At 60.6% G+C, this 25,448-nt stretch carries 21 protein-coding genes; 12 read left to right on the plus strand and 9 right to left on the minus strand.

Annotated features, from left to right (window positions below; genetic code table 11):
* Positions 1-276: 276 nt before the first annotated feature.
* The 12 genes from KW849_RS18940 (at position 277) to KW849_RS18995 (ending at position 16,577) form a co-directional block, all read left to right on the plus strand.
* A complete protein-coding gene (locus tag KW849_RS18940; protein WP_218430787.1) occupies positions 277-1,158 on the plus strand; it encodes a triacylglycerol lipase in 882 nt (293 codons plus the stop codon).
* A 107-nt stretch (positions 1,159-1,265) separates the two neighbouring features.
* A complete protein-coding gene (locus KW849_RS18945) occupies positions 1,266-1,547 on the plus strand; it encodes a peptidylprolyl isomerase (protein WP_218430788.1) in 282 nt (93 codons plus the stop codon).
* Positions 1,548-1,682: 135 nt separating this feature from the next.
* Entirely contained in the window at positions 1,683-3,551 is a 1,869-nt protein-coding gene (locus KW849_RS18950) for an extracellular solute-binding protein (protein ID WP_218430789.1), read from the plus strand.
* Positions 3,551-4,612, plus strand: coding sequence for a microcin C ABC transporter permease YejB (locus tag KW849_RS18955; protein WP_218430790.1), 1,062 nt, complete (start codon positions 3,551-3,553; stop codon positions 4,610-4,612). Before KW849_RS18950 ends, KW849_RS18955 begins: the two co-directional genes overlap by 1 nt.
* Positions 4,612-5,634: an ABC transporter permease gene (locus KW849_RS18960; protein WP_218430791.1), complete on the plus strand. Its 1,023-nt coding sequence runs from the start codon at positions 4,612-4,614 to the stop codon at positions 5,632-5,634. The genes KW849_RS18955 and KW849_RS18960 overlap by 1 nt, the downstream gene beginning before the upstream one ends.
* A gap of 39 nt (positions 5,635-5,673) precedes the next feature.
* Entirely contained in the window at positions 5,674-7,251 is a 1,578-nt protein-coding gene (locus KW849_RS18965) for an ABC transporter ATP-binding protein (RefSeq protein ID WP_218430792.1), read from the plus strand.
* 159 nt (positions 7,252-7,410) lie between these two features.
* On the plus strand, positions 7,411-8,817 hold the full coding sequence (locus tag KW849_RS18970; RefSeq protein ID WP_218430793.1) for a sigma-54-dependent Fis family transcriptional regulator: 1,407 nt from the start codon (positions 7,411-7,413) through the stop codon (positions 8,815-8,817).
* A 292-nt stretch (positions 8,818-9,109) separates the two neighbouring features.
* Entirely contained in the window at positions 9,110-10,501 is a 1,392-nt protein-coding gene (locus tag KW849_RS18975) for a GntP family permease (protein ID WP_218430794.1), read from the plus strand.
* A 7-nt stretch (positions 10,502-10,508) separates the two neighbouring features.
* Complete coding sequence (locus KW849_RS18980) at positions 10,509-11,282, plus strand: 3-hydroxybutyrate dehydrogenase (RefSeq protein ID WP_218430795.1); 774 nt, start codon at positions 10,509-10,511, stop codon at positions 11,280-11,282.
* Positions 11,283-11,516: 234 nt separating this feature from the next.
* On the plus strand, positions 11,517-13,472 hold the full coding sequence (locus KW849_RS18985; RefSeq protein WP_218430796.1) for an acetoacetate--CoA ligase: 1,956 nt from the start codon (positions 11,517-11,519) through the stop codon (positions 13,470-13,472).
* A gap of 214 nt (positions 13,473-13,686) precedes the next feature.
* Complete coding sequence (locus KW849_RS18990; protein ID WP_218430797.1) at positions 13,687-16,224, plus strand: PAS domain S-box protein; 2,538 nt, start codon at positions 13,687-13,689, stop codon at positions 16,222-16,224.
* A gap of 77 nt (positions 16,225-16,301) precedes the next feature.
* A complete protein-coding gene (locus KW849_RS18995; RefSeq protein WP_007898282.1) occupies positions 16,302-16,577 on the plus strand; it encodes a peptidylprolyl isomerase in 276 nt (91 codons plus the stop codon).
* Between the two features lie 164 nt (positions 16,578-16,741).
* Here KW849_RS18995 and KW849_RS19000 read toward each other — a convergent pair whose 3' ends face one another.
* From KW849_RS19000 to KW849_RS19040, 9 genes are all read right to left on the minus strand, one after another.
* The gene (locus tag KW849_RS19000) at positions 16,742-17,677 is read right to left on the minus strand and encodes a sugar kinase (protein WP_218430798.1); all 936 of its coding nucleotides are present in this window, start codon (positions 17,675-17,677) and stop codon (positions 16,742-16,744) included.
* 131 nt (positions 17,678-17,808) lie between these two features.
* Positions 17,809-19,026, minus strand: a complete 1,218-nt coding sequence (locus tag KW849_RS19005; RefSeq protein ID WP_218430799.1) for an amino acid deaminase — start codon at positions 19,024-19,026, stop codon at positions 17,809-17,811.
* Between the two features lie 39 nt (positions 19,027-19,065).
* The gene (locus KW849_RS19010; RefSeq protein ID WP_218430867.1) at positions 19,066-19,830 is read right to left on the minus strand and encodes an IclR family transcriptional regulator; all 765 of its coding nucleotides are present in this window, start codon (positions 19,828-19,830) and stop codon (positions 19,066-19,068) included.
* A 132-nt stretch (positions 19,831-19,962) separates the two neighbouring features.
* Positions 19,963-20,352: a RidA family protein gene (locus tag KW849_RS19015; RefSeq protein WP_057714589.1), complete on the minus strand. Its 390-nt coding sequence runs from the start codon at positions 20,350-20,352 to the stop codon at positions 19,963-19,965.
* Between the two features lie 28 nt (positions 20,353-20,380).
* Complete coding sequence (locus KW849_RS19020; RefSeq protein WP_218430800.1) at positions 20,381-21,175, minus strand: amino acid ABC transporter ATP-binding protein; 795 nt, start codon at positions 21,173-21,175, stop codon at positions 20,381-20,383.
* Positions 21,172-21,834, minus strand: a complete 663-nt coding sequence (locus tag KW849_RS19025; RefSeq protein ID WP_218430801.1) for an amino acid ABC transporter permease — start codon at positions 21,832-21,834, stop codon at positions 21,172-21,174. Before KW849_RS19025 ends, KW849_RS19020 begins: the two co-directional genes overlap by 4 nt.
* Before the next feature lie 8 nt (positions 21,835-21,842).
* Entirely contained in the window at positions 21,843-22,505 is a 663-nt protein-coding gene (locus KW849_RS19030) for an amino acid ABC transporter permease (protein ID WP_108217292.1), read from the minus strand.
* 51 nt (positions 22,506-22,556) lie between these two features.
* The gene (locus tag KW849_RS19035) at positions 22,557-23,405 is read right to left on the minus strand and encodes a transporter substrate-binding domain-containing protein (RefSeq protein ID WP_218430802.1); all 849 of its coding nucleotides are present in this window, start codon (positions 23,403-23,405) and stop codon (positions 22,557-22,559) included.
* A 350-nt stretch (positions 23,406-23,755) separates the two neighbouring features.
* Complete coding sequence (locus KW849_RS19040; RefSeq protein ID WP_218430803.1) at positions 23,756-25,402, minus strand: phospholipase D-like domain-containing protein; 1,647 nt, start codon at positions 25,400-25,402, stop codon at positions 23,756-23,758.
* Positions 25,403-25,448: the final 46 nt, after the last annotated feature.

Raw genomic sequence — 25,448 nt, forward strand, 5'->3', positions numbered from 1 at the left:
TAACCTCACGGCAAACAGCCGTGATGTCGGCCTCTCACCCCGGCTCGCTCGGAAAATCGATACATACGAAGTAGGTCTTTGATCAGCAGCAACCTGATTGCCGTGAAAAGTCATCAATTTATTCCGACTAAGGCCTCAGCCGCTCTTGAGCATTCGCACTTGTTCTATTCCGCTTTCCGCAAGTTTCGGCGGACATTTCATACATCGCGCCAACCTCGAGTGTTTTAGAGTGAAACGCCATGCCGTCCCAACGAACTTCTGTGCAAAGGTATGAACATGCAAAGGAATGCAAGCACTTGTTATCCAATACTGCTGGTCCACGGCCTTTTCGGCTTCGAAAGAATCGGCAAATTCGAACTCTTTCACGACATCAGGCAGGCATTGAGGAACGCCGGAGCAAGGGTGTTCGTCCCCTACTTGTCGGCCACCCATGACAACGAGGTACGCGGTGACCAATTGCTCTCGCAGATCGAGCGGGTACTGGAAGGAACCGGTGCACGCAAAGTCAACCTCATAGGCCATAGCCAAGGCGCACTGACCGCACGTTATGCCGCAGCGATTACGCCACACAGTGTGGCGTCGGTGACCTCCGTCAGCGGGCCGAACCATGGCTCGGAACTGGCCGATTTCCTGCGCAAGGCATTGATACCAGGCAGCCTGCCGGAACAGGTGGCCGAGACGGTGGTGACCCTGTTCGCCGACTTCCTCGCGACTTTAAGCGACAACCAGTACCGACCGCAGAACGCCATTGCGGCCCTCAATGCGCTGACCACCGAAGGCGTAGGCGCATTCAACGACAAATACCCGCAAGGGCTGCCCACCCTCTGGGGTGGCAAGGGGCGCGAACGGGTCAACGGTGTGCATTACTACTCGTGGAGCGGTGTGTTGCAGTCGAGTGTTCTCGAGGCAGGGCTCAATGCGTTCGATCCGCTCAACGCGTTCTGCCGGGCCCTTTCCGGTTATTTCGTCACGGAAAGCGAGCAGAACGACGGGTTGGTCGGCCGCTTCAGTTCCCATCTGGGTACGGTTATCCGCTCCGACTATGCGCTGGATCATCTGGACACCATTGGTCAACCGACCGGCCAGTTGCGCACAGGTGTCGACCCGATCGAACTGTATGTCCAGCATGCCGAACGCTTGAGAGACGCCGGCCTTTGAGCTGCCACCTGCCGTGGATCCCGCGTGGAACGGAACTTTGAGGAGAAATAGCTCACTGAATCCGGTAGGCTCAGCACTTTATCGAGTATTGAAAGGAGTATTTTCCCATGGCTAAAGCCACTGCCCGTCACATCCTTGTTGCCTCGCAAGCCAAGTGCGACGAACTCAAGGCCCAAATCGAGGCTGGCGCCGATTTCGCCGAAGTTGCCAAGGCAAACTCAACCTGCCCTTCCAGCCGTCAGGGCGGTGACCTGGGTTCGTTCGGCCCGGGCCAGATGGTCAAGGAGTTCGACACCGTGGTTTTCAGCGCACCCATCAACGTGGTCCAGGGCCCGGTCAAGACCCAGTTCGGTTACCACCTGCTGGAAGTGACCAGCCGTCAGGACTGATCGACGCTTGAGCTACGCTCACAACGGCCCGCCTTTTGGTGGGCCGTTGTGTTTCAGGTGCGTAATTCGGCTGGCGAGGGACGCGCCGCTAGCGTACAAATTGGCGTTAACGACCACCCGGCTCCAAGGCTGACAATGCGACTGGCTTTCCCTACCTTATTATTCACTGCCGTGGCCCTGCTGATAGGTGCCGCGGGTGTGAGTGCTGAACCGCAGCATGCGTTGACCGTTTATGGCGAGCCGGCGAAATACCCTGCCGGCTTCAGTCACTTCGCCTACACCAACCCGCAAGCCCCCAAAGGCGGTACCCTGCGTCGCTCCGCGATCGAAATCGGTCAATTCGACCATGTCTTGCCTTACATCGACAAAGGCATCGGCGTCACGCAGATCGATGGCCTGCTCTATTCACCACTGGCGCAGCGCTCGCTGGACGAACCGTACACCGTGTACGGCCTGGTGGCAGAAAAGATGGAGCGCGCCGAAGACGGACTGTCCCTGCGCTTTTACCTCAACCCCAAGGCGCGCTTTGCCGATGGCAAACCGATTACCGCCGAAGACGTGCGTTACACCTTCGACCTGCTGATGACTCAGGGCAGCCTGCGTTACCGCACTCAGTTCGCCGACGTCAAAGGCGTCGAAGTGGAATCGCCGCTGACTGTCCGCTTTGATTTCAAGAACAACGAAAATCGTACCCTGCCCCTGGATATCGCGACCTTGCCGGTGTTTCCCGAACACTGGTGGAAGAGCCGCGATTTCGCCAATGGCGGCGGCTATGAAGCGCCGCTGGGCAGCGGCCCCTATAAAGTCGGCAAGATCGACTCCGGACGCAGCATCACCTTCGAGCGCAATCCCGATTGGTGGGGCAAGGACCTGCCGGTCAGTCGTGGCCTGTACAACTTCGATCACTTCAGCATCGAATACTTCGGCGATACCGACGTAGCGCGCCAGGTGTTGCGCGGTGGCGCCTATGACTACAACCGGGAATTTTCCGCCACCGCTTACTCCATCGGCTACGAGAGCCCGGCCCTGAGCGATGGTCGCCTGCAAAAGGCCCACCTCGCCACCGAGGCGCCGCAGCCGGCCCAGGGTTTTGTGTTCAATCTGCAAAAGCCCATGTTCCAGGACCGTCGCGTGCGCCAGGCGCTGGCGATGCTGTGGGACTTCGAGTGGAGCAACCGGCAGATGATGCGCGACATGTACATCCGCCAGCAGAGCTTTTTCTCCAATACCGATCTTGCGGCCCGGAAATTGCCGGATGCGGGTGAGCTGGCGATTCTCGAACCGCTGCGCGGGCGGATTCCCGACGAAGTCTTCACCAAGGTGTTCGAAGCGCCGAAGACCGATGGCAGCGGCGTGATCCGCGACAAGCAACTGCAAGCCCTGGACTTGCTCGAACAGGCCGGCTGGAAACCCGATGGCGATCAACTGGTCAATGCCGACGGCGAGCCGTTGAGCTTCACGTTCCTGATCAGTCAGAACGGCATGGACCGTCTGCTGCTGCCCTATAAACGCACGTTGAAACAGATCGGCATCGACCTGAACATCCGCCGCATCGACTCGTCCCAGTACGTCAATCGTCTGATGAGCCGCGACTACGACATGATTGTCACCGGCTACCCGGTCACCACATCTCCGGGAAACGAACTGCTCAATTATTTCGGTTCGGCGGCAGCCACCGACCCAGGATCAAACAACTACATGGTGTTGAAGAACCCGGCAGTGGACACCCTGATCACCGGGCTGATCCGTGCCAATACCAAGGCCGACATGCTGCATTACGCTCATGCCCTGGATCGGGTGCTGCAATGGAATTACTACTGGATTCCCAATTATTACCCGCCGGGCACCTCGACGGTCTGGTGGAACCGCTTTGGCATCCCGAACGTGCAGGCGAGCAATGACGAAGCCATAGAGAGCTGGTGGGAGATGAGCACCACGCCATTGACCAACCAACAGATGACGGCCGAGCGTATCAGCCGTGGCAAACCCGGAGGGCCGCACTGATGTGGGCTTACATATTGCGGCGCCTGCTGCTGATCATTCCGACGCTGGTGATCATTCTTCTGGTCAACTTTGTCATCGTCCAGGCCGCGCCGGGCGGGCCGGTCGAACAGGCCATCGCACACCTGCAAGGCATTGGCGGCGCAGCAGTTGGCGGCGGTTCCGGCGAAGCCATGAACGGCAAGTCCCGGGCCAGTCGCGGGCTCGATCCGCAGCTGATCAAGGACATTGAAAAACAGTACGGCTTCGATAAACCGGCACACGAACGCCTCTGGCTGATGCTCACCAGCTACGCACGCCTGGACTTCGGCAAGAGCTTCTTCCGCGGCGCTACCGTCACCGACCTGATCCTCGAAAAAATGCCCGTGACCATTTCCCTCGGGCTCTGGGCGACTCTGATCACCTACCTGGTGTCGATTCCCCTGGGTATCCGCAAGGCCGTGCACCATGGCAGCCAGTTCGACATCTGGAGCAGTACCGCAATAATCATCGGCTATGCCATGCCGGCGTTCCTGTTTGCGATGTTCCTGATCGTGGTCTTTGCCGGTGGCACTTCACTGAACTGGTTCCCGGTTCGCGGACTGGTCTCGGACAACTTCGACTCGCTATCGACCCTGGGCAAAGTGGCTGACTACTTCTGGCATCTGGTGTTGCCGGTGACCGCGCTGGTGATCGGCGGCTTCGCCACGCTGACCATCCTCACCAAGAACTCATTCCTCAATGAAATCACCCGCCAGTACGTGGTCACCGCCAGGGCCAAGGGTTTGAGTGAACGGCGGGTACTGTATGGACACGTGTTCCGCAATGCCATGCTGTTGGTGGTGTCAGGCATTCCCCAAGCGTTCATCAGTGTATTTTTTGCCGGTTCCCTGCTGATCGAGGTGATCTTCTCCCTCGACGGCCTGGGCCGCATGAGTTACGAAGCGGCGGTATCCCGGGACTATCCGGTGGTGTTCGGCTCGCTGTTCATCTTCACCCTGTTCGGACTTCTGATAAAACTGGTCGGCGACCTCTGCTACACCCTGGTCGACCCGCGTATCGACTTTGCCGCGAGGAACGCCTGATGTTCAAGCTTTCACCGTTGGCGCGTCGCCGCTTCCAGCGTTTCAAGAAAAACCGGCGGGGTTGGTGGTCACTCTGGCTGTTTGTCGGCCTGTTCTTGATGACCCTGGGCGGCGAACTGATCGCCAACGACAAACCGCTGATGGTCAGCTATCAAGGCCAGTGGTACTTTCCGGTCTTCAAGCGCCACACCGAACAGGAATTCGGCGGGCAGCTGCCATTCCAGGCCGACTACCGCAGCGACTACGTGCAGAAGCTGATCGAGAAGGACGGTGGCTGGTTGCTGTTTCCACCGGTTCCGTTCAGTGACGACACACCCAACTATGACCTGAACCTACCCGCCCCCAGTCCGCCCTCCAGCGTCAATTGGCTGGGCACCGACGACCAGGCACGGGACGTTCTGGCCCGGGTGATCTTCGGTGCCCGGGTGTCGATCCTGTTTGCCTTGATGCTGACCTTTGTCAGTGCCCTGATCGGCATCGCGGCCGGGGCACTGCAGGGTTATTACGGCGGCTGGGTGGATTTGCTCGGCCAGCGCCTGCTGGAGGTGTGGTCCGGGTTGCCGGTGCTGTACCTGCTGATCATCCTGTCGGGTTTCGTCGAGCCGAATTTCTGGTGGCTGCTGGGCATCATGGCACTGTTTTCATGGCTGGCCCTGGTGGACGTGGTGCGTGCCGAGTTCCTGCGCGGGCGCAACCTGGAATACGTCAAGGCCGCGCGCGCGCTGGGCCTGACCGACCGCAAAGTTATCGTACGGCACATTCTGCCCAACGCCATGAACGCGACCTTGAGCTACTTGCCGTTCATTCTCACCGGGGCGATTTCCACCCTGACGGCGCTGGACTTCCTCGGCTTCGGCATGCCTGCAGGCAGCGCTTCCCTGGGCGAGCTGATCGGCCAGGGCAAGCAAAACCTGCAAGCACCGTGGCTGGGCCTGACGGCGTTCTTCACTTTGGCGCTGATTCTTTCTTTACTGGTGTTCATTGGCGAAGCGCTGCGCGACGCTTTTGATCCGCGATCTTGATCCTCGATCTTGATCCCCGCTCTTGATTCGGATGTTGACATGACCAACCTGATCGAAATCCGTGACCTCAGCGTGGCCTTCAGCGGCCAGGCCGTGGTGCGCAATCTGTGCCTGGACATCCGCCCTGGCGAATGCCTGGCGCTGGTGGGCGAATCGGGCTCGGGCAAGTCGGTGACGGCCCACTCGATCCTGCAACTGCTGCCGCAAACCGAGTCCGAGACGACGGGCAGCATCCGCTATCGCGGCCAGGAACTGGTAGGCGCCGATGTCGGCAAGTTGCGACAACTGCGCGGCAATCGCATCGCGATGATCTTCCAGGAGCCGATGACCTCCCTCAACCCGCTGCACAGCATTGAAAAGCAGATCGGCGAAACGCTGCTGGTGCACAAAGGCTTGGCGGGCAAGGCGGCGCAAGAGCGGATTCTCGAATTGCTGCACCTGGTGGGCATCCAGAAACCCGAGGAACGCCTCAAGGCCTATCCCCATCAATTGTCCGGCGGGCAGCGCCAGCGGGTGATGATCGCCATGGCCCTGGCCTGCGAACCGGAACTGCTGATCGCCGACGAACCGACCACTGCGCTGGATGTGACGGTGCAGCGCAAGATCCTGCTGCTGCTCAAATCCCTGCAACAACGGCTGGGCATGTCGCTGCTGCTGATCAGCCATGACCTTAACCTGGTGCGCAGTATCGCCCAGCGCGTGTGCGTGATGAAGGCCGGGGAAATCGTCGAGCAGGCGCCTTGCGAAATCCTGTTCACCGAACCCAAGCACCCTTACAGCTGCGTATTGCTGCACGCCGAACCCGAGGGCGAAGCCTTGCCCCGGGACGAGCGCGAAAACGTACTGGAGGTGGACAATCTACAGGTGCGGTTTCCCGTCGGTGGTGGCCTGTTTCAACGCAAAACCTGGCTGCGCGCCGTGGATGGTATCAGCCTGAATATTCAGCGCGGCAAAACCCTGGGCATCGTCGGTGAGTCCGGTTCCGGCAAGTCCACGCTCGGGCAGGCGATTCTGCGTTTGCTCGACTCCGAAGGCAGCATCCGCTTTCAGGGCCAGGCGCTGGACGACCTGACGCAAAAACAGCTACGACCGTGGCGCAAGAAGATGCAGGTGGTGTTCCAGGACCCTTACGGCAGCCTCAGCCCAAGGATGTCCGTGGCACAAATCATCAGCGAAGGCCTGGAAGTGCACAGCCAGTTGAGCCCTGAAGAATGCAATGCCGAAGTGATCCGGGCACTGAACGAAGTCGGCCTCGACCCGCAAAGTCGCCATCGCTATCCCCACGAGTTCTCCGGGGGGCAGCGCCAGCGCATCGCAATCGCCCGGGCGCTGGTGCTCAAGCCGGCGCTGATCCTGCTCGACGAACCGACCTCGGCGCTCGACCGCACGGTACAGAAACAAGTGGTCGCCCTGCTCCGCCAGCTTCAGGAAAAACACGGTTTGACCTATCTGTTCATCAGCCATGACCTGGCGGTGGTGCGCGCCCTGGCCCACGACATGATCGTGATCAAGGATGGCAAAGTGGTGGAACGCGGCGCCAGCCATGAGGTGTTTGATTCGCCGCAGCATCCGTACACCAAGGAGCTGTTGGCGGCTGCGTTGCTTGGGCAGGCATAATCGGTTGCATTCAGTTAGACCGCGGTGCAGCCATCGCGAGCAGGCTCGCTCCCACAGGAGATTTGTGAACGACGCAGATCAACTGTAGGAGCGGGCTTGCCCCGGGCGGCGCTCCGACGAAGAGGCCGGCACAGGCAATACACAATCAGGATCAAGCCCATGAACACCACCGAAAGCCTCAAGGACTACCAGCGCGTTCGCCTGCTGGCGATCCGCTCGTTGTTCGAGATCATCGAGCAGTCGAGCGAGGGCACGGTGATTGTCGACCGCGATGCCAACATCGTCTGGATGAATGAGCGCTATGCCCGGCGCTTCGGCCTGCAATCGGCGGAAGTTGCGATTGGCAAGCCCTGTGAAAGCGTGATCCCCGGCAGCCTGTTACGTGAAGTGGTGCGCAGCGGCCGGCCGATTTTGCTGGATATGCAAGACACCCCCAAAGAGCCGCTGGTGGTCATGCGCCTGCCGATTCACGATGACGCCGGCATGGTGATCGGTGCCATCGGTTTCGCCCTGTTCGACGAATTGCGCAGCCTGTCGCCGATGCTCAAGCGCTACATGAGCATGCAGGAAGAACTGGCTTCCACCCGCTCGCTGCTGCGGGCACGGCAGACCAAATACAACTTCGCCCATTTCATCGGCACCAGCGCCGCCAGCCTGGAAGTCAAACGCCGCGCCCGGCGCAGTGCGAGTACCGAATCGCCGGTGCTGCTGCTTGGTGAAACCGGTACCGGCAAGGAGTTGCTGGCTCAGGCGATCCACAATGCCTCGCCCCGTGCACACAAGGCGTTTGTCAGCGTCAACAGCGCGGCGATTCCCGAATCGCTGCTGGAGGCCGAATTCTTCGGCACCGCCCCCGGCGCGTTCACCGGTGCCGACCGCAAGGGCCGCGCCGGCAAATTGCAGATTGCCCAGGGCGGCACGCTGTTCCTCGATGAAATCGGCGACATGCCGCTGCCCCTGCAAAGCAAACTGTTGCGAGTGTTGCAGGAAAAGGAATTCGAGCCGGTGGGCTCCAACGAAGTGATCCAGAGCGATGTGCGGGTGATCGCCGCGACCTCTACGGACCTGGAAGCGGCGATCAAACGCGGCGAATTCCGCGCCGATTTGTACTACCGGCTCAACGTGTTGCCGATTCAGGTTCCGCCCTTGCGCGACCGTCTGGATGACGTGCCGGCGCTCAGTGAAGCCATTCTTGAGGAACTGCGCAGCCAGCATGAATTGCACCACGAGGCCCTGGAACTGTTGGGGCAACACGCCTGGCCGGGGAACATCCGGGAACTGCGCAATGTGCTGGAGCGGGCCGCGCTGCTCAGTGATGACTTGCGCCTGACGGCGGCGGACATCCGCGCGGCGATTGGTACGTTCACCCAGGTGGAGCGCGTGGCGCCTTTGACCATCGAGCCGCTTGCCCATGAAACGTTCAGTGCGGCGCGCGAGCGATTTGACCGGCAATTGATTGAAACCACCCTCGCGCAATGCGGGGGCAAGGTGGTGGAAGCGGCAGAGCGGCTGGGGCTTGGCCGGTCGACGCTGTACAAGAAGATGGTGGCGTTGGGGATTGTTTAGTCTTCTTAACGAGACATAAATCTCTATTTGTAGAAAACATTTTCAAGATCAAAAGATCGCAGCCTTCGGCAGCTCCTACAGGGTTTTTCGCGCTTCCCTATAGGAGCTGCCGAAGGCTGCGATCTTTTCAGGCACAAAAAAGTCTCAACAAATAGACAAACACGCCACAAACCCATCTTAAAATTAATTTATACCCTTATATTTCAACAACTTAACCATCTGGCACAAAACTAGCTATACGCCTCTCCTACCAGGCTTCACCCAACAAAAATAACAACCCAGGAGACACACCATGAGTGTGATCATTGCCTTGGCAGCCCTCGCGCTGCTGATGCTGGCTGCCTACCGTGGCTACAGCGTTATCCTTTTTGCCCCGATTGCCGCCCTCGGCGCTGTTCTGCTCACCGATCCTTCCGCTGTCGCCCCTGCTTTCACCGGGGTGTTCATGGAAAAAATGGTCGGTTTCATCAAACTGTATTTCCCGGTTTTCCTGCTCGGCGCGGTGTTCGGCAAGCTGATCGAACTGTCCGGTTTCTCGCGCTCCATCGTCGCGGCGGCGATTCGCCTGCTCGGCACCCGCCAGGCGATGCTGGTGATCGTGCTGGTCTGCGCCTTGCTGACCTACGGCGGCGTGTCGCTGTTTGTGGTGGTGTTCGCGGTCTATCCGTTTGCCGCCGAAATGTTCCGCCAGAGCAACATCCCCAAGCGCCTGATTCCGGCGACCATTGCCCTCGGTGCGTTCTCGTTCACCATGGACGCCCTGCCCGGCACCCCGCAGATCCAGAACATCATCCCCAGCACGTTCTTCAACACCACCGCGTGGGCGGCGCCGTGGCTGGGGTTGATCGGCACAATCTTCGTGTTCTGTGCCGGCATGCTGTTTCTCCAGCGTCAGCGCAACAAGGCCCAGCGTGCCGGTGAAGGCTATGGTTCTGACCTGCGCAACGAGCCGGAAACCGCCGCCGACCTCAAGCTGCCCAACCCGTGGCTGGCACTCTCGCCACTGCTGGCGGTGGGCATCATGAACCTGCTGTTCACCCACTGGATTCCGCAGGTGTATGGCAAGACCCACAGCCTCGCGCTGCCGGGCATGGCCGCGCCGGTGACCACGGACATCGCCAAGCTCACGGCGATCTGGGCGGTACAGGCAGCCTTGCTGGTCGGCATCCTCATGGTGCTGGCGTTCGGCTACAAGGCGATCAGCCGCAAGCTCGCCGAAGGCAGTAAAAGTGCGGTCAGCGGTGCCTTGCTGGCGGCGATGAACACCGCCTCGGAATACGGTTTCGGCGCGGTGATCGCGTCCTTGCCGGGTTTTCTGGTGCTGGCCGACTGGCTCAAGAGCATCCCCAACCCACTGGTCAACGAAGCGATTACCGTGACCCTGCTGGCCGGCATCACCGGTTCCGCCTCGGGCGGCATGAGCATCGCGCTGGCGGCGATGTCCGAGCAGTTCATCAGCGCCGCCCATGCGGCGAACATTCCGCTGGAAGTGCTGCACCGGGTCGCCGCCATGGCCAGCGGTGGCATGGACACCCTGCCGCACAACGGCGCCGTCATTACCCTGTTGGCGGTCACCGGGCTGACCCACCGCGAAGCTTACAAAGACATTTTCTGTATTACGCTGATCAAGACCCTGGCGGTTTTCGTAGTGATCGGCACCTTCTACGCCACTGGCATTGTGTGAGGTATTCATGACGACTCTTTCGGGCAAGACCGCACTGGTCACCGGTTCCACCAGCGGCATCGGCCTGGGGATAGCCCTCAGCCTGGCCAAGGCCGGGGCCAATCTGATCCTCAACGGCTTTGGCGATGCATCCAAGGTGATTGCCGAGGTCGAACAGTTCGGCGGCAAGGTCGGCCATCACCCGGCCGATGTCAGCGATCCGGCACAAATTGCCGACATGATCGCCTACGCCGAGCGCGAATTCGGCGGCGTCGACATCCTGGTCAACAACGCTGGCATTCAACACGTGGCAGCGGTGGATGAGTTTCCGGTAGAGCGCTGGGATTCGATCATCGCCATCAACCTGTCGTCGGTGTTCCACAGCACCCGTTTGAGCCTGCCAGGCATGCGCGCCAAGGGCTGGGGCCGGGTGATCAACATTGCTTCGGTGCATGGCCTGGTCGGCTCGGTGGGCAAGTCAGCCTATGTCGCCGCCAAGCACGGAGTGATCGGCTTGACCAAAGTGGTCGCGCTGGAAACCGCGACCACCCAGATCACCTGCAACGCGATTTGCCCAGGCTGGGTATTGACGCCGCTGGTGCAGAAGCAGATTGATGATCGTGCCGCCAGGGGGGTTGACCCGCAGCAGGCGCAGCATGATTTGCTCGCTGAAAAGCAGCCATCGCTGGAGTTCGTGACACCGCCGCAACTGGGTGAGCTGGTGCTATTTTTGTGTAGCGAAGCCGGCAGCCAGGTGCGTGGCGCGGCGTGGAATGTTGATGGTGGTTGGTTGGCGCAGTGATCAGCCGCTAAACCCCTGTGGCGAGGGGGCTTGCCCCCGTTCGGCTGCGAAGCAGTCGTAAATTCAATACTCGCGGTATATGAATTGAAATCGGGGGGAAGTTTTTGGGGCGGCTTCGCCACCCAACGGGGCGGTGCGGCGATCCGACAAGCCCCCTCGCCACACAAGCTCCCTCGCCACTAGAGCCTGCTCCACATCAGCCTGTGTGAAGGCATAAAAAAGAAGAGGCAAACCATGTCCGACATCCTCTGGCAACCTGACGCCAAACGCATTGGCAAGACCCGCATGGAGGCCTTCCGGCGTTTCATCAATCAGCGGCATCACCTAAAAATTGACGACTACCCTGCCCTGCACCAATGGTCCGTCGAGCAACGCCCGGACTTCTGGCAGGCCATCGTCGAATTCTTCGACATCCGCTTCCACGAGCAACCCGACGCGGTGCTGCTCGAAGGCCCGCAGATGCCGAGCGCCCAGTGGTTCCCCGGCGCAACGCTGAACTTTGCCGAACACCTGCTGCAGCGTCGCGATGATGCGATCGCCGTGATAGCCGTTGGCGAAAACGGTCTGCGTGAACATTTGACCTGGGCCGAGCTCGCGGAACATGTCGCCGGCTTTCAAAACGGGCTGATAGCGGCCGGTGTCAGGGTTGGCGACCGGGTCGCCGCCTGCATGCCCAACACCTGGCAGACACTGGTGGCCATGCTCGCCACCACCAGCCTTGGCGCAATCTGGTCCTGCTCTTCCCCGGACTTCGGCACCCAAGGGGTGGTTGACCGTTTCGGCCAGATCGAACCGAAAGTGCTGGTGACCTGCGCCGGCTATCGCTACGCCGGCAAGGAAATCGACCAGACCGCCAAGGTCAACGAAATCCTCGAGCGCCTGCCGTCGTTGCAGCAGTTGATCATCGTGCCCTATGCGCGGCCGCACACGCGGATCGAACACTTCCACACCCCGGCCAACGTGACGCTGTGGAACGATTTCTATGAACCTGGCGGCGAGCCGGATTTCGTCCCCGTGCCCTTCGCCCATCCGCTGTACATCCTCTACTCCAGCGGCACCACCGGCGTGCCCAAATGCATCATCCACAGCACCGGCGGCGTACTCCTGCAACACGTCAAGGAACATGGCCTGCACTGCGATCTCGGCCCCGGCGAGCGCCTGTTCTACTACACCACCTGCGGCTGGATGATGTGGAACTGGCTGGTGTCGGCATTGGCAGTCAGCAGTGCGGTGGTGCTGTATGACGGCTCGCCGTTCCACCCCGACCCGCAACGCTTGATCGACCTGATCGACGACGAGGGCATCAGTGTCTTTGGCACCAGCCCCAAATACCTCGCGACCCTGGAAAGCAGCGGTATCAAGCCCCGGGAAAGCCATGACCTGGGCAGCCTCAAGATGCTGCTATGCACCGGCTCGGCGCTGTCGCCGCACAGTTACGACTTCGTCTATCGCGACTTCAAGGCTGACGTGTGTCTGGCCTCGATGTCCGGTGGCACCGACATCGTCTCCTGCTTCGTCAACGGCAACCCTGTGTCGCCGGTCAGGCGCGGCGAAATCATGGGCAAGAGCCTGGGCATGGCCGTCGAAGTGTGGAACGACGCCGGCCAACCGGTGATCGGCGAAAAAGGCGAGCTGGTCTGTACCCGCCATTTCCCGGCAATGCCCGTGGGTCTGTGGCACGACCCCGATGGCGAAAAACTGCGCAAATCCTATTTCAGCCTGTTCCCCGGCGTCTGGGCCCAAGGTGATTACGCCGAACAACTGCCCCATGGCGCAATGATGATCCACGGTCGCTCCGATGCCGTGCTCAACCCCGGGGGCGTGCGCATCGGCACGGCGGAAATCTATCGTCAGGTGGAGAAAGTCCCGCAGGTGCTCGACAGCGTGGCCATCGGTCAGCAGTGGCAGGATGACGTGCGGGTGGTGCTATTCGTACAGTTGCGCGACGGGGTCGAACTGGACGAGGCGCTGCAACAGCAGATCCGCCAGACGATTCGCGACAACACCACGCCACGCCATGTGCCGGCGAAGATTGTCGCGGTCACCGACATTCCCCGGACCATCAGTGGCAAAGTCGTTGAGTTGGCGGTGCGCAATGTGGTGCACGGGCAGAAAGTGAAAAACACCGATGCCCTGGCCAATCCCGAAGCGCTGGAACAGTACCGAAACAGGCCCGAACTCCAGGATTGAAATAGGGTCACCTGTAGGAGCGAGCTTGCTCCGGGCGGCGATCCGACGATAAACCTGAGAGCGCCGCGGAGCACCTGCCAACCAGCGTTATCGTTTACGACCATCGCGAGCAAGCTCGCTCCTACAGTGCCCTGTGTCGCCTTCGAATCAACCTGTGTCTGCCACCTGTGCAAGAATAGACGCCTGCTATAGCGAATTGGCGCAGGACTCCCGGATGAACGCAACACCAACCGCCAGCGATGCCCAGGCCTTGATCGCCCGAATCGACTGGGCAAGCAGCCCGCTGGGCGCGGCCAGCACCTGGCCACAAAGCCTGCGAACCGCCGTGGACATCGTGATTCACTCACCGATGCCGATGTTGCTGCTATGGGGCCCGCAACTGACGCAGATCTACAACGACGGCTTCGCCCTGCTCAGCGGAAGCAAACATCCACACGCTTTCGGCCAACCGACACACCTGATCTGGCCAGAGTTGAAAGACTTTACCGACCCGATATACAGCGCCGTCCTGCAAGGTCAGGTGCGAACCTACAGCGAGCAGCGCTTCACCCTGCAACGTGAGGGCCGGGAGACTGACTTCTGGCTCGACCTGACCTACAGCCCGATCCGTGACGAAAGTGCCGAGGTGGCCGGGATCCTGGTCACCGCCATCGAAACCAACGAACGCCGGCGCATCGCCCTCGAACTCGAACAGCGCTCGGCGGCCAGCCTCAAGGCCCAGCGTGAAACCGAGGAGCGCCTGCAACTGGCCCTCGCTGCCAGCGATGCGGTCGGCACCTGGGACTGGGACATCAGCGAGGACCGTTTCATCGCCGATGCGAATTTTGCCCAACTGCACGGCATCGATCCGGCCATGGCCAGCCAGTTGCCGATCAGCGAGTACCTGCACGGCGTACACCCGCAAGACCGCGCCCTGATCGCCCGCAGCATCAAGCATTGCATCACCCACGGCACTGAGTACGCCGAGGAGTATCGCCTGCTGCAAACCGACGGCCAGATGCGCTGGGTGTTTGCCCGCGGTCGCTGCTACAAGGATCACCACGGCCGGCCGATGCGCTTCCTCGGCGCCGCCCTGGACCTGACCGAACGCAAACACACCGAACAGGCCCTGCGTCAGAGCCAGACCGAGCTGCAACTGATCATCAACGCCATGCCGGTCCTGATCAGCTACGTCGACCACGAAGAACGCTTTCGCCTGAACAATGCGGCGTACCTCGACTGGTACGGCCTGACGCCGCAAGAGCTTTACGGGCTTACCATTCTTGAAGTGCTCGGCGAAGAAGCCTATGCGCTATGCGTCCCGTACATCACTGAGGCACTGTCCGGCCGGCCCTGCAGTTTCAGCATCAGCACGCCACACCGCGACGGCAGCATCCGCCAGGCCTTGATGAATTACCTGCCACGCCACGGCGCAGACGGCGCGGTAAACGGTTTCTACATCTTCGTGATCGATGAAACCGAAAGCAAAAAGACCGAAGAAGCCCTGCGCAACCTGAACGAAACCCTTGAGGAACGGGTTGCCGCCCGCACCCGCCAACTGGCCGAGACCAACGAGCGCCTGCAGAATGAGATGTTCGAACGCGAGCGTGCCGAAGACACCTTGCGCCATGCCCAGAAAATGGATGCGGTCGGCCAGCTTACCGGCGGCATCGCCCATGACTTCAACAACATGCTCACCGGAATCATCGGCAGCCTCGACCTGATGCAGCGCTACATCGCCGACGGTCGTATCAGCGAGATCGGCCGATTCACCGAGGCGGCAGTGTCCTCGGCCAACCGTGCCGCCGCCCTCACCCATCGCTTGCTGGCGTTCTCCCGGCGGCAGTCGCTCAACCGCAAGCCGCTGAACCCCAACGAGTTGATTCACTCGCTCGAAGACCTGTTCCGTCGCACCAAGGGCGACCACATCGCACTCAAACTGCAACTGGCCGAAGACATCTGGCGGATCAGCACGGATGTCAGTCAGTTGGAAAACGCCTTGCTCAACCTGGTGATCAACGCCCGGGACGCCATGCCCGATGGCGGCGTGCTGCAGATCGAAACCGCCAATGTGTACCTCGACGGCAGCGACATCACGACCCTGGAACCGGTCAAGGCCGGCGATTACGTGATGATTACCGTCAGCGACAACGGCGCCGGCATGACGCCCTTGGTGCTGGCCAAGGCATTCGACCCGTTCTTCACCACCAAGCCCATTGGCCAGGGTACCGGCTTGGGCTTGTCGATGATTTACGGTTTCGCCCAACAATCGGGGGGCCACGTCAGTCTGTTCAGCCTGCCCGAACGGGGCACCAGCGTGCGTTTGTACCTGCCGCGCCTACATTCGGTCGAGCCGGAAAAAGCCCTGTCGCCCCCCATCGGTGAGGCACCGGCGGCAATTGCCGGCGAAACCGTGATGCTGGTCGAGGACGATGCGGCGGTGCGCATGCTGGTACTGGACCTGCTCAAGGAGCTCGGTTACCGCGCCCATGAAGCCGAAGATGCCAAGGGTGCCCTGCCGGTTCTGGAATCAGACCTGCGGGTGGACCTGCTGGTGACCGACGTCGGGTTGCCGGGCATGAACGGCCGGCAACTGGCAGAAATCGCCCGCCAGCACCGCCCCGAACTGAAAGTACTGTTCATGACCGGTTATGCGGAAATCGCCGCCGAGCGCCAGGGTTTCCTCGAAGAAGGCATGGACATGGTGGCCAAACCGTTTTCCATCGACCTGCTGGCCAATAAGATTCGCACGATGATCGGTCAACCGCACTGACTTGAGGCATAATCGCGCGCCCCCGCTGCCACCCATATAGCCGCCCACATAGCCACCACCGTTGCAAGGTACCGCCCATGAAAGCTCAAGCCCGCCATATTCTGGTGAAAACCTCGGAAGAAGCCGAGCAGCTCAAACAACGCATCGCCAAGGGTGAAGCGTTCGATGTCCTGGCCAAGAAGTACTCGACCTGCCCCTCGGGCAAGCGCGGCGGTGACCTCGGTGAAGTACGCCCGGGGCAGATGGTCGGCGTGATCGATGCGGTAATCTTCAAGAAACCGCTACGGGTGGTGCATGGGCCGATCAAGAGCAAGTTCGGCTATCACCTGGTACAGGTGTTTTACCGGGATTGAGGGTTTGGTCTCAGGGCCTTGTGGCGAGGGAGCTTGCTCCCGCTCGACTGCGCAGCAGTCGCAAATTCTGTGCATGCGGTGTGTCAGGCAGATCATACCCGGAAGGTATTGGGGCCGCTTCGCGGCCCAGCGGGAGCAAGCTCCCTCGCCACAGATAATGCATTTCAATCCCTGGGGATCAGCGCCCCCGGCACCTGAATCACCCGGCTCGCCAACCGATGCCCGGCCTCGGCGGCGTCCACCGGACTGCCGCCCGTGAGCCGCGAAGCCAGATACGCCGCACTGAACGAATCCCCCGCCGCCGTAGTGTCCACCACCCGCTCGACTTTCTGTGCTGGCACCTCGAATGACTCGCCATCACAACGAATCAGGCAAGCTTGGGCGCCGCGCTTGAGTACCACTTCCGGCGTACCGATCTGATCGTAAGCGGCAAACACCGCTTCGCAGTCGGCATAGCCAAACAACGCCTGTTCGTCATCCACCGTCAGCAACGCCAGGTCGATATACGGCAGCACACGGCGATACGCCGCCCGAGCCTCCTCGACCGACGCCCACAGCCGTGGCCGGTAGTTGTTGTCGAACACGATTCGCGCATCGCGCTGGCGGGCTTCGATCAGGGTGTTCAGCAACTTTTCCCGGCCTTGCATGCCGAGTACCGCCAGGGTGATGCCGCTGAAGTACAGCACGTCGTAATCCGGCAGCGCCGCAAGGATCGGCGCGGCGGCCGGGGTGGTGAAGCAATCGCGTACCGCCGCTTCATTGCGCCAGTACAGAAAGCGCCGCTCGCCGACCGCGTCGGTCTGGATGCAATACAAACCCGGCAGACGTCCCGGCAGGCGCTGAACCATACCGAGCCCGATATTTTCCGCCGCCCAACTCTGGCACATCGCGTCGCTGAAACTGTCATCGCCCAAGGCGGTGACGTAATCCACGGTGCCGCCCTCGCCCAGTTCCCGGGACAGGTACACCGCCGTGTTCAAGGTGTCGCCACCGAAGCTCTGTTGCAGGCTGCCGTCGGCGCGATGCTGCAACTCGATCATGCATTCGCCGATCAGGGCGATGCGTGGAGTGTTGGGGCCGAGGGTGTTGATGGTGTTCATTGTTGTGGGGGTCTCTGGTGTTTCGGTGTTGTCTGGTCGGGCCTCTTCGCAGGCAAGCCGGCTCCTACAGGGGAACGCATTCCAATGTAGGAGCCGGCTTGCCGGCGAAGGCAGCACCTCGGTCTCAAGTCTTAGAAACAGGTTTCCATGGTCTCGATGACGTTCAGTTGCTCATCCACCAGACACCCGACACGCCACTTGTCGAACGTCAGGCACGGGTGCGAAGTGCCGAACGAAATGATGTCGCCCACCCGCAGATCAACCCCTGGCGCAACGGTCATGAACGCATGCTGGTCCATCACCGCGGTCACCTTGCACGCACTCACATCATCGCCTTTGGCCGGCACCACCCCCGCTTTGTACCGCAACAACGGCACCGGCAAGCCCGCGTCGTAGGCCACGTCGCGCTTGCCCAGGGCAATCACCGCAAACCCCGGCTCCGGCAACGACTGCACGTGCGCCCACACTTCCAGCGCCGGGCGCAGGCCTTCGTGCAGATCGCTGCGACGGTCGAGCACGCAGCACTGCGCTTCCTTGTAGATGCCATGGTCGTGAGCCACGTAACTGCCGGGACGCAGCACGCTGAGGAAACGTCCACCGGCGTTCTGCGCTTCGAAGGATTCGGCAATCAGGTCATACCAGGCCGAGCCCGACGCGGTGATGATCGGCTTGGCAATGGCGAAGGCGCCGCTGTCCTGCAACTGCACCGCCAGGCGCACCAATGACGCGGCGAAATCGCGGATACCGGTCACGGCGTGATCACCATGGATCACGCCCTCGTAGCCTTCAATCCCGGTCAGGGCCAGGGCCGGTTGCGCGGCGATGGCCTTGGCCAAATCGAGCACTTGCTGCTCGCTGCGGCAACCGCAACGACCTCCGACTACGCCGTACTCGATCATCACGTTCAGGCGCACGCCACGGGAGGCGAAATAGGCGCCGAGGTCGGCGACGTTGTCCGGATGATCGACCATGCAATAGAAATCGAACGTCGGGTCGGCCAGCAGGTCGGCGATCAACGCCATGTTCGGCGCGCCGACCAACTGGTTGGCCATCAGCACACGACGCACGCCATGGGCGTAGGCGGCACGGGTTTGCGTCGCGCTGGCCAGGGTGATGCCCCAGGCACCGGCGTCCAGTTGGCGTCGGAACAGCGCCGGGGTCATGCTGGTTTTGCCATGGGGCGCCAGTTCCGCGCCGCTGTTGCTGACGAAGTCCTGCATCCAGCGAATGTTGTGTTCCAGTGCCTCGCGGTGCAGCACCAGCGCGGGCAGGCTGACGTCACGCACCAGGCTGGCACCGATCGGGGCAGCGCCTTTGTCCACGTTGGCAGTATGGGGGGAAGAAGGCATGGTCGAACTCCTCGTTCACGCGGCCGCTGGCAGCCGCTGTTATTCGTTGATGCGACGGGCCAGGCTGTTGGCGCTGTCGATCAGCACCCGGCGGTAGTCATTGTAGTTTTTCTTGGCATCGGCCCGTGGAGCGACGATGCACAGGGTCGCGATGGCCACGCCGCCAGGGTCTTTGACGGGTGCGGCGAAGCAATGGGTAAAGGTGTCGGCGACGCTATCGAAAGAAAAAAATCCATCGATCCCGGCCTGACGGATTTCCTTGAGAAACTGTTCCAGCGGCAAACGTTCGCCGTCGGGCAGGATGAAGTCGTCGTGGTCGATCAGGTCGACGATTTCCTCGTCACTCAGGTGCGCCAGCAACAGGCGCCCGGACGCCGTCCAGGGGATGGGCGCGTTCTCGCCGATATCCGAGGAAATGCGGAAGTGCCGCTCCCCCTCCTTCATCAGCGCAACGGTGTATTTGCGTCCGTTGAGCAGACACATCTGCGCCGTTTCATGGGTCTGGCTGACGATTTCCTGCAGGGCGTGATCGGCTTCACGGGTCAGGTCGAAATGGCGCAAGTGGGCCTGGCCGAGAAAGTACAATTGACGACCGAGGTAGACATGACCGTCCTTGCCCACCGGTTCCAGGATCCGCCGTTCCAGCAGCGAAGCCACCAGTTCGTAGACCGTGGATTTGGGGCTGCCGATGCCGTTGGCAATGTCGTTCGGGCGCAGGGGCTGGCCGATCTCCTTGAGGAAGTCGAGGATATCGAACGCCCGGTCCAGACCGCGTGCCCGGCGCTTGATGGTGTCTTCGGTCATTTCAGTGGTTTCCATTCAAAGTCGCCCGTAGGAGCTGCCGCAGGCTGCGATCTTTTGATCTTGCCTTGGCAGCCCCATAAAAAACGCCAGAAGATCGCAGCCTTCGGCAGCGCCTACAAGAGCAACCGCCGATCAAGCCTTTTTCTTGTACGCAATGCAGTCGATCTCCACCTTGCAGTCGACCATCATGTTCGCCTGCACGCAGGCCCGCGCCGGGGCATGTTCCGGTTTGAAGTATTCGGAGAACACCTTGTTGAAGCTCCAGAAATCCCGCGGGTCTTCCAGCCACACGCCGGTGCGTACCACGTCTTCGAGGCCATAACCGGCTTCCTCAAGGATGGCGATCAGGTTCTTCATGGTCTGATGAGTCTGCTCGACGATGCCTCCGACAATGATCTCGCCATCCAGCGCCGGCACCTGGCCGGACACGTGCAGCCAGCCATCGGCTTCGACAGCACGGGCAAAAGGACGGGGCTGACCGCCGCCGGCGGTGCTGCCGGTGCCGTAACGAGTAATGCTCATGGGGGGTTCTCCTGCTTTGAAAATGACATTAAAAGCGAGTGCTTTTGAGAAATTCCGCCAGTCGTGGCGATTGCGGGCGCTCGAACAGGTCCTTGGCCGGCCCCTGCTCTTCGATACGCCCCTGATTCATGAAAACGATCTTGTCTGAAACCTCGAAGGCGAAGCGCATTTCGTGGGTCACCAGCAGCATGGTCATGCCGTCTTCGGCCAGGCCCTTGATCACGCTCAGCACTTCGCCGACCAGTTCCGGGTCCAGGGCCGAGGTCACTTCGTCGAACAGCATCAGGCTCGGGTTCATGGCGATAGCGCGGGCAATCGCCACGCGCTGCTGCTGACCGCCAGACAACTGACCGGGAAAGTGATCGCGACGTTCCAGCAGGCCGACGCGCTCCAGCCATTTCTCGGCCAGGACCACGGCCTCGTCCTTGTGCAGTTTCTTGACCTTGAGCAGACCCAGGGTGACGTTCTGCAACGCAGTCAGGTGCGGAAACAGGTTGAACTGCTGGAACGCCATGCCGGTCATGGCACGATGACGGGCAATGACTTTTTCCGGGTGGCGAATGCGTTTGCCGTTGACCTCGTCATAACCAATGGATTCGCCGTCGAGCAGGATCTGCCCGCCCTGGAACTCTTCGAGCATGTTCACGCAGCGCAGCAGCGTGGTCTTGCCCGAGCCGCTGGAACCGATCAACGTCACCACATTGCCGCGCTGCATCGTCAGATCGACGCCCTTGAGCACTTCGAGCTGGTCGTAACGCTTGTGCAGGCCGCGAATATCCAGCAGCGGTTGGCCGTTTTGTGCATGGGTTTGAGTCTGAGTCATGGCAAAGCCACCCGCTTTTCAATGTGCCGGCCGAGTAACTCGATGCCGTAGTTGATGACGAAGAACAGGAATCCGGCGAACAGGTAAAACTCCAGGGTCATGAAGGTCCGGGCGATGATCTGCTGGGTGCTGAGCAGCAACTCGGCGACGCCGATCACCGACAACAGGGTCGAGGCCTTGACGATCTCGGTCGACGAATTGACCCAGGTCGGCAGAATCTGCCGCAGCGCCTGGGGCAACAGCACGTAGCCGAGGGCCTGGTAGAACGTCAGGCCGATGGCCTTGCTCGCCTCCATCTGCCCAAGCGGCAAGGCCTGCAAGGCCCCGCGCACGATCTCGGCAACATGGGAGCCGCAGAACAGCGTCAGCCCCAGCGCACCGGCCTGGAACGCACTGATCTGCCAGCCCAGCGCCGGCGCCATGTAAAAGCACGCCAGCACCAGCACGAACACGGGCGTGCCGCGAATCACATCGACATAAAAACGAAACGGTGCGCGCATCCAGAATTTGCCGTAGGTCAGCACCAGCCCGGCGACGACGCCAACCAGCGTGCCGAGCAAAATCGCCAGCACCGACACCTGCACGCTGGTCAGAAAGCCTTGCCACAGCACTTCCCGCGCCACCCACAACTCATGCAACCAACTGGGGGATTCGTACATGGGGCCTCCTATCGGCGAATCGCCAGACGCTGTTCGAGGTAACGCAGCATCATGGCAATCAGGTAACAGGCCGCCACATAAAGCGCCGTGGTCACCAGCCAGGTTTCAATCACCCGATAGCTCTCGACATTGATCTTGCGCGCGTAATAGGTCAGCTCCGGTACGGCAATCGCCGCCGCCAGCGAGGTGTCCTTGAACAGCGAAATGAAGTTGTTCGACAGGGCCGGCAACACATTGCGCAGCATCACCGGCACGGTGACGTAGGCCTTGACCTGCCACTCGCCCAGGCCAATGGCCAGCCCGGCTTCGCGCAGGCCCTTGGGAATGCTCAGCAAACCGCCGCGGAACACTTCGGTCAGGTAGGCCCCGGCGTACAGCGACAGGGTGATGATGAACGAGGGAATCTTGTCCAGGCGTATCCCCAGGCTCGGCAACGCAAAGTAGATCAACAGAATCAACACCAGGATCGGCGTGTTACGAATCACCGTGACATACACCGACGCCAGCACCCGCAATGCGCGATGCCTGGACAGCAAGGCAAACGCCATCATCAGGCCGATCACGCAGCCGATGGCGATCGACACCAGCGCCAGTTCAAGGCCCATACCGAGCCCCGCCAGCAAGGTGTCGAAATCGCGCCAGACGGCGGCAAAATTCAACTGATAGTTCATGGTCAGCAGTACCTTGAGCGGGGCGACTCAAATCGCCCCGCTCTCACGCAATCATTTGAATTCGACTGGAAAGCCAATCGCCGGCGTTGGCAGATCCACACCGAACCACTGTTTGAACGAAGCCGCGTAAGTCGGGAACTCAACGCCGGTCATGGCTTCATGCAGGGTGGTGTTGACGAAATTCAGCCAGTCCTGATCGCCGCGCTTGACCGCGCACGCATAGGTCTGCGGGCTCCAGGCATAGGCCGGGCTGCGATAACGGCCGGGGTTCTGCACCATCAGGTACTTCACCGAAGACTGATCAGTGGCCGCCGCGTCGGCGCGGCCGGAGTTCACGGCCTGGTACATCAAGTCCACGCTGTCGTACTGATCGACCTTGGCCTTGGGCAGCGCCTGGTGCACCAGTTCTTCGGCGTAGACATTTTGCAGCACCGCCACGGTGATGCCGTCACCCGCGGCTTTCATGTCGTCGATTTCCTTGTACTTGCTGTTGGCTGGCAGCAGCAGGCCGACGCCTTCTCGGTAGTACGGCAGAGTGAACGCCACTTGCTGGGCACGGCTGGCCGTCACGGTGATGAACTGGCAGCTCATGTCGACCTTGTCGGTCAGCAGGTTGGGGATACGCGCGTCGGACGACTGCACCACGAACTCGACCTTGCTCGGGTCGTTGAACAGCCCCTTGGCCACCATGCGCGCGATATCGATATCAAAGCCTTGCAACTTGCCGTCGGCGCCCTGGAAGTGCCACGGCGCGTTGGTGCTGCCGGTGCCTACAATCAGTTTGCCGCGGGCCAGGACGCTGTCGAGCTTGCTGTCCGCCGCTTGAGCGATACCCACGACAGAGGCCGAAGCCGCGAACAGAAAAACACACGCTTTAAATAAGGAAGGTCGGCGATGCATGGCAAGCACTCCAAGGCTAGTTTATTCCGCTATACCGGAACATATTGTGTAACAACGGAATAGACAGCAGAAAGTGTGCCACAGGATATGGGCGCAATCCTGGGGGAATTGAAAAGTGTTTTGAATCAGATGGATGCGCGTAAGCGCGAAGAAGGTGTTACGAAAGGGACAATTGAATGAACGCTACCGTTGGCCACAACGCACGGGTACTTGCACCACAGTTGAAGGTGTAACGATTTAAAATCTGGCGTTTGATCTACTCATGCGTCAGTACCGGTAGGCAATGAGCAATAACCAAAGATAAAACTTGTAGGAGCAAAGCTTGCTCCTACAGGGACCCGCCAGGCTGTTTATCGTCCGGCAAAGCGCAACCGCGACAACATGCGCAGATCGCCATCGAGGTAATAATCATCGGTCCAGCTGTCATCTAGAGCCAACGGCCGGACCTGCTTGAGCGAGAGTTTTTTTGCGAAGTAGCGGAACCGGTAATGCTCGTAAAAGCGCAGCAGTTCCAGCCCATAACGATCGGCCAGGTCGGTGTCGCCACGGATGATCAGGTAGTTCTCGTCATTGCCGTTACTGGCCGCTTCACTGAGGTTGTGGCTGCCGCTGATGATCGTCGGTGAGTCGCTGGTGAAATCGACGACGATGGCTTTGGTATGCACCAGCAGGTTGCCCTTCTGGCCTTTCATGTTTTCCTTGAGCCAGCCTTCCAGGCCGGTGTTGAGCAGCGCGGTGGCGGCAAATTGGGCGGTGCGGTCGGCGTGAAAACCGGTGATGCGGCTGACGGTGTTTTGCAGGCCGTAACGCAAAATGTCGTCGTTGGGCTGGCCGAGCAACGCATTGAGCACTTCGTCCGGCAAGGCAAAGGCGGTGACAAATAGCAGGTCTTTTTTGGCCGCGTCGATGATCTCGACGAACTCACGCAAGTCGCCCTGGCCCGAGCGCGGTGAGAAGCCGGCGAACAGCGCCTGGTCCGGCTGCATCGGATTGTTTTCCGTGAGCCATTGCCGTGTGGCACCGACGTCCGCCGGTGCGGCCCAGACCTGCTCGAAGGTTTGCAGATAGCTGGCGCCGACCTGAGCATCGTCCAACACATGCACCACGTTGGCCTGACGATAAACGCCGTTGGGGGTGAAATTGGTGCTGCCACAGAGTACCGCTTCGGGCTGATGCTGTCCCGCTGCGTCGAGCCGGCTCAGGACCATGAACTTATTGTGAAAAATGTTATGCGTGACTCGCCCGCGCTTGTTCGCCGCAGGGATTTTTTCCAGGCTGGCTTCGTTCATTGCCGTGGTGTCTTCGTCCGGTTGGGCGTGGTACAGAACCCGAAGCTTTACGCCGCGCTCAAAGGCGGCGTTCACCGCATCGACGATCACCTGCAACTGGTACTCATAGATCGCGATGTCCAGCGCCCACTGACCATCCTCGGCCCGTTCGATGAACCCCAGCAAGCGTGCGAGCAGACCGTTTTCCAGCCATTGTCGCGGGGCGTCGGGCCATTCTTCGATGGGCAGTTTCTTGTTGGCGCTGAGCAGCGCATCAACGTCGGCGAACTTGCGCTGGAATGCCTGACTGGCGGCCACAGCCCGGTTGAAGATGACGCTCTGGCCCGCTGGCAGGCCATTGTCCGTGGTGAGCGTCACTTCCAGAAATTCACCCAGCTGTGGCGCATCGGCGGTGCCATAGGCCAGATGAACCCGATAATGGATTGTCACACCCGGATTGACCGCGTAATCGGCCCAGCGAAATCTCTGCAACGGAGCGATATCGCTGGGCGTGGCGTGAAACTCGGGGAAGGTATGGTCCTTGTCCGGGAACGTCAGGCTATTGAACAGAAACATCCAGGGTTTGCTGCCCTGCTGTTTTTCAATGGCAAAACCCAACAGGCCAATGCGACGGGATTCGGCCAGGTCCATGGCCAACAGCACGCCGTTGGTGCCAGCGTAAGCCTTGACGCGAAAATCGCCCTGTTCATTGCGGGCCAGAACGCGCATGGGTCACTCCTGTGAAGATCAAAAGATCGCAGCCTTCGGCAGCTCC

It is taken from the genome of Pseudomonas sp. PDM26 (genome assembly GCF_019219185.1).
Lineage (GTDB): Bacteria > Pseudomonadota > Gammaproteobacteria > Pseudomonadales > Pseudomonadaceae > Aquipseudomonas.